Genomic DNA, 4,377 nt, shown 5'->3' on the forward strand with positions numbered 1-4,377 from the left:
GCCGCGCGATCGGTCGGCACTGGGTGAGCGGTCGTCCCGTGGCGCTGCGGCCCGGCCTGGAGACGCACCCGCACGCGCTGGCCGCTGGGGCGGTTTGGCACGATCCTCACCATCGCGCCGATCGGGCCGTGTCCGCACCGGGCGCTCCGCGGGCCTGCCGTCACGAGGATGCGCGGACGTCTTCGCGCGGGTTCGCTCGCCGAACGCTTGCGGCTGATCGTCACGAGTGCCGACCGGCTTGGCGGGGCGAGCGGTGGGAGACGGTCGCGCCCGACCGCTCCGATCACCGCCCCGTTCACCGATGGCCTGCTGAGCGGCAGGCGAGGGTGGCCGCCTCGCACCAGTTGGCCGCATCGCGTCGACTGCTCGCCGCTCGCCCATCGAACCCGCAGTGCGTGCGCGGCTGCGATCCGCGGGCGGTACAGCCGGCGGCGCGGCGGCTGGAGCAGGCGCGAGCGGCAGGGCCATGATCGCCGCCTGATCGCCGCTCTTGCCGGTCTTCAGCGTCTTGCGGAACACCTCCAGCTCGTGCTGGCGCACTTCACCGACATCGCCCGGCCCCATGTCGCCCAGCACGAACGGACCATAGCGGGTGCGGATCAACCGGCTGACCTCAAGCCCCAGATGCTCCAGCACGCGCCGCACCTCGCGGTTCTTGCCCTCGGTCAGCGTCATCTCGATCCAGCCGTTCGCGCCGGTTCGGCGTTCGAGGTTGGCGTCGATCGGGCCGTAGCGCATCCCCTCGATCTCGACGCCGTGGATCAGCTCCTCCAGCTGCGCCTGAGTGACCGGGCCATAGGCGCGGGCGCGATAGGTCCGCTCGACTCCGGTCGCGGGCAGCTCCAGCTGGCGCTTGAGGCCGCCATCGGTGGTCAGCAGCAAAAGCCCTTCGGTGGCGAGGTCGAGCCGCCCGACCGGCACCACCCGCGGCAGTTCGGGCGGCAGCCGGTCATAGATGGTGGGCCGCCCGGCCGGATCGCGCTCGGTCACCAGCAGTCCCGGCGGCTTGTGATAGACGAACAGCCGCGCGGCCGCCGGAGCCGCGACGGCCTTGCCATCGACAGTGATGCCGGCGAGCGAGGTCAGCAGCGTCGCCGGAGTGTCGATCGGGGTGCCATCGAGCGCGACCCGGCCCTCCGCGATCATCCGCTCGACCTCGCGGCGCGAGGCGATGCCGGCGCGCGCGAGCAGCTTAGCGATACGCTCGCCGGGGCCGCGCCCGCTTGCGGCAATTGCTGATCGATCGGTCGACATGCCGCGTCTCTACCCCGCTTTGCCGCCGCGACGAAAATATTTGGCGACCGATCCGGTTCGCTGGCGTTAAGGTACACCGGCGTAACGAGCCGGGAGGCCATTAGCGGGATCGCGACAATGTTGTTCGGACGCAGGAAGCGGCGGATATCGCGATTGCTGGTCGTGGAGGACGAGCCGTTGGTCGCGTTCGACACCGAGCATTTCCTGACCGACTCGGGCTTCACCATCGTCGCCACCGTCGACCGCGTCGCTGATGCGACGGCGCTGATCGGCAGCGGCACCGGCGTCGACCTGGTGCTGGCCGACGTCAACCTTGCCGATGGATCGGGCCTGGACGTCGCGCGCGCGGCGCGGACGCATGAGGTGCCGGTGCTGTTCGTGACCGGCAACTGCCCGGTCGAGGCGCAGCAGCTGGCGGCAGGCTGCCTCGCCAAGCCCTATGCGCAGCGCGACTTGCTCGCCGCGATCCAGGCGATCGACGCGGTGCTGGCGGGTAACAAGCCCAAGCGGATGCCGCCCGGCTTCCGGCTGTTCGATCAGGTGGATTAGCGGGCTTTCCTCCGCCGCTCGGGTCGCTAGGGTCGACGGCTAACGGGTGGGAGCGTGGGATGGCGACGATCGACGAGGCGCGACCACGCGGTTGGCACCTGCTGAAGGTGGCGCTGGGTTCGCGCAAGGCGGGGTCGATGTTCGCCTTCGGCTTCTCCTCGGGACTGCCGTTCGCGCTGCTGATCGGGACGCTGAATGCGTGGCTGGGCGAGGCGAAGGTCAACCTCGCGACGATCGGCGTGCTGTCTTGGATCGGGCTGGCCTATGCGTTCAAGTTCCTGTGGTCGCCGGTGGTCGATCGCGTGGTGCTGCCCGGACTGGGGCGGCTTGGCCGGCGCAAGAGCTGGATCCTGCTGTGCCAGGGCGTGCTGGTGGCGGTGCTGCTGGGGCTGGCGGCGACCGACCCGGCGGTCGCGATCGGCCAGTTCGCGCTGTTGGCGGTCATAGGTGCCGTGGCATCCGCGACCCAGGACATCGCCATCGACGCCTGGCGCATCGACATCGCCGACGACCGGACACCCGTCGAAGTGTTGTCGGCACTCTATCAGCTCGGAGCGCGCGGGTCAGCGATCGTCGGCGGGGCGTTTGCGCTGTTCCTGGCGTCGCGTCTGTCATGGCCGGGCGTCTTCACCGTCATGGCGGGGCTGATGGCCGGCATCGCGCTGGTCGCGCTGATCGCTCCCGATACGCAGCGGCCGCCCGTGGCGGCGGCGCACGCGGCACTGCTTGCGCGCGGTGAGGTCGACGCCCGCACCCGCGCCGTTGCGCTGGGCGTCGTCGGGGTTTGCTGGCTCTGGTCGATCCTCACCATCGGCCGTTTCATGGCGCAGATGCTCACGCCGCTCGTGCCGGGAGCAACGGCTCCCTCGGCGGCGGACTTCCTGAAATATCGAGGACCGTTCATCGTCGCCGCGACCGTGCTGGTGCCGTTGGCTGTCGCGGCAGTGCTCAATCGGTTGCGCACACGCGGCCAGTACGTCCAGCCAGTCGCCGAACCTCCCGGCATCGGCCTGCGCGCGGCTGCCGACCATCTCTACATGGCGCTGGTCGCGCCCGTCGCCGAGCTCGTTGGGCGGCTCGGCTGGGGCGTGCTGGCGGTGATCGGCCTGATCCTCACCTATGCGCTTTGCTATAATATCTGGGCGAGCTTCGCCTATCCGTTCTACCTCGACTTCATGCACTATTCGAAGGACGAGGTGGCGTTCGCGTCCAAGATCTTCGGTATCCTGATGACGATGCTCGGCGTTGGCCTCGGCGGCTTTCTGTTCCTGCGGGTGGGCCGGTTTCCAACGGTGATGCTCGGGGTCATCATGCCGATCTTCGGCAACTTCCTCTACGCCGACCTGGCCGACGGCGCTGCGAAGATCGATGCCGTGCTCCGCGCTACCCGGCTCGACGCGGTGGCGCTGGCGGCGGGCAGCGATCTGCGTATGGCGCGGCTGCTGCTCACCATCTGCTACGAGAATATCTCGACCGGCATCGCCGGTGCCGCCTTCGTCGCCTATGTGTCGACGATCGTCAGCAAGCGCTTCTCGGCGGTGCAATATGCCTCGCTGTCATCGCTGGTGTTTCTGGTCGGCTCGCTGCTCAAGGGAGCCGCGGGGCAGGCGTTCGACCTATACGGCTATGCGCCGGTGTTCCGCTGGGTGGCGCTGCTCGGGCTGGTGGCGATCGCGTTCGTGGCGCTGGAATGGTGGCGGGCGAGCCGTGCGCCGGCCTGGACCGAGCCGGGTGACACCGGCGCGCCGGCCTAGCAGGCCGTCACCGGCCGACCCGCATCGGCAAAGGCCGCGGCGACTGCGGCGGCACTGGCCAGGACGCCATCGACCCGCGCCGTGCCGAGCAGATCCCCCATCAGCAGCAACGCCAGGTCCACGCGGGTCTCGACGCGGGCAAGGACGGTCAGCAGCGCCGCCTCGGCCGGCGTCATCCGCGCGCAGCAGCATGGCGCGATCGCGATCGTGCCCGATGCGGTGGCCGCGACGTCCGCCATCAGCGCTCGCATCAGCATCAGCGGACGGCGGAAATCCTGACCGAACGCGGTGAACAGCGCGTGCGCGGCGCGCGCGTCGGCCAAGCCGTGCGCCCCCATCCGCCGGATCGCGAACAAGGCGATGCGGGCATTGGCGCAGGCGGGCAGGGGATGCGGCAAAGCGCTCGATGTAGCGGTGGTGACGGTCATGGCAGCGACTCCTTGCGATCAAGGTCGCTAATTCGCTATTGATAGTCAATCGCAAATATTAGGTCGGCAGCTCGTCGTTCAGCGCCAGCGCTTCGCCGGCCAGGTAGAGCGAGCCGGCGATCAGCACCTCGACCGGACCAGCCGCGCCGACAAGATCAAGCGCCTGCGATAACGTACCGGAAGTCGTCGCGGCCACGCCGAACGACGTGGCGATCGCCACCAGCGACTTGGGGTGATGGTGATCATGATGGCCGACCGGCACGGCCACCACGCGATCCACGCCGGGCGTCAGCAGCCGCAGCACGCCCGGCGCGTCCTTGTTGGCGAGCATCCCGATCACCAGCACGCGCCGGCCGCCCGATCGTCGATACCGGGCTGCACGAGCTGCGCTG

General features: G+C 69.4%; 4 protein-coding genes and 1 pseudogene. 2 read left to right on the forward strand and 3 right to left on the reverse strand.

Annotation, left to right across the window (positions count from 1 at the left end):
- The coding region (locus HUU96_RS15165) for a pseudouridine synthase (RefSeq protein WP_254605207.1) at positions 1 to 1,254 on the reverse strand (1,254 nt) is incomplete at its 3' end.
- Between the two features lie 117 nt (positions 1,255 to 1,371).
- Between HUU96_RS15165 and HUU96_RS12040 the strand changes: the two genes are divergently transcribed.
- Both HUU96_RS12040 and HUU96_RS12045 read left to right on the forward strand, forming a co-directional pair.
- Positions 1,372 to 1,803, forward strand: a complete 432-nt coding sequence (locus HUU96_RS12040; protein WP_174293021.1) for a response regulator — start codon at positions 1,372 to 1,374, stop codon at positions 1,801 to 1,803.
- 59 nt (positions 1,804 to 1,862) lie between these two features.
- Positions 1,863 to 3,557: an MFS transporter gene (locus HUU96_RS12045; RefSeq protein ID WP_254605208.1), complete on the forward strand. Its 1,695-nt coding sequence runs from the start codon at positions 1,863 to 1,865 to the stop codon at positions 3,555 to 3,557.
- Here HUU96_RS12045 and HUU96_RS12050 read toward each other — a convergent pair.
- Complete coding sequence (locus HUU96_RS12050) at positions 3,554 to 3,985, reverse strand: DUF6628 family protein (protein WP_174293022.1); 432 nt, start codon at positions 3,983 to 3,985, stop codon at positions 3,554 to 3,556. The two genes, HUU96_RS12045 and HUU96_RS12050, sit on opposite strands and share 4 nt — an antisense overlap.
- 58 nt (positions 3,986 to 4,043) lie before the next feature.
- Positions 4,044 to 4,377 (reverse strand): annotated as a pseudogene (locus tag HUU96_RS12055) (bifunctional folylpolyglutamate synthase/dihydrofolate synthase); the annotation flags it as partial.

The organism is Sphingomonas bacterium (assembly GCF_903644135.1).
Taxonomy (GTDB): domain Bacteria; phylum Pseudomonadota; class Alphaproteobacteria; order Sphingomonadales; family Sphingomonadaceae; genus Sphingomonas.

What these genes read in the sequence shown, in the direction of transcription:
- HUU96_RS12040 (WP_174293021.1), top strand. Translation starts at nt 1,372, where the DNA reads ATGTTGTTCGGACGCAGGAAGCGGCGGATATCGCGATTGCTGGTCGTG.
- HUU96_RS12045 (WP_254605208.1), top strand. Translation starts at nt 1,863, where the DNA reads ATGGCGACGATCGACGAGGCGCGACCACGCGGTTGGCACCTGCTGAAG.
- HUU96_RS12050 (WP_174293022.1), bottom strand. Translation starts at nt 3,985, where the DNA reads ATGACCGTCACCACCGCTACATCGAGCGCTTTGCCGCATCCCCTGCCC.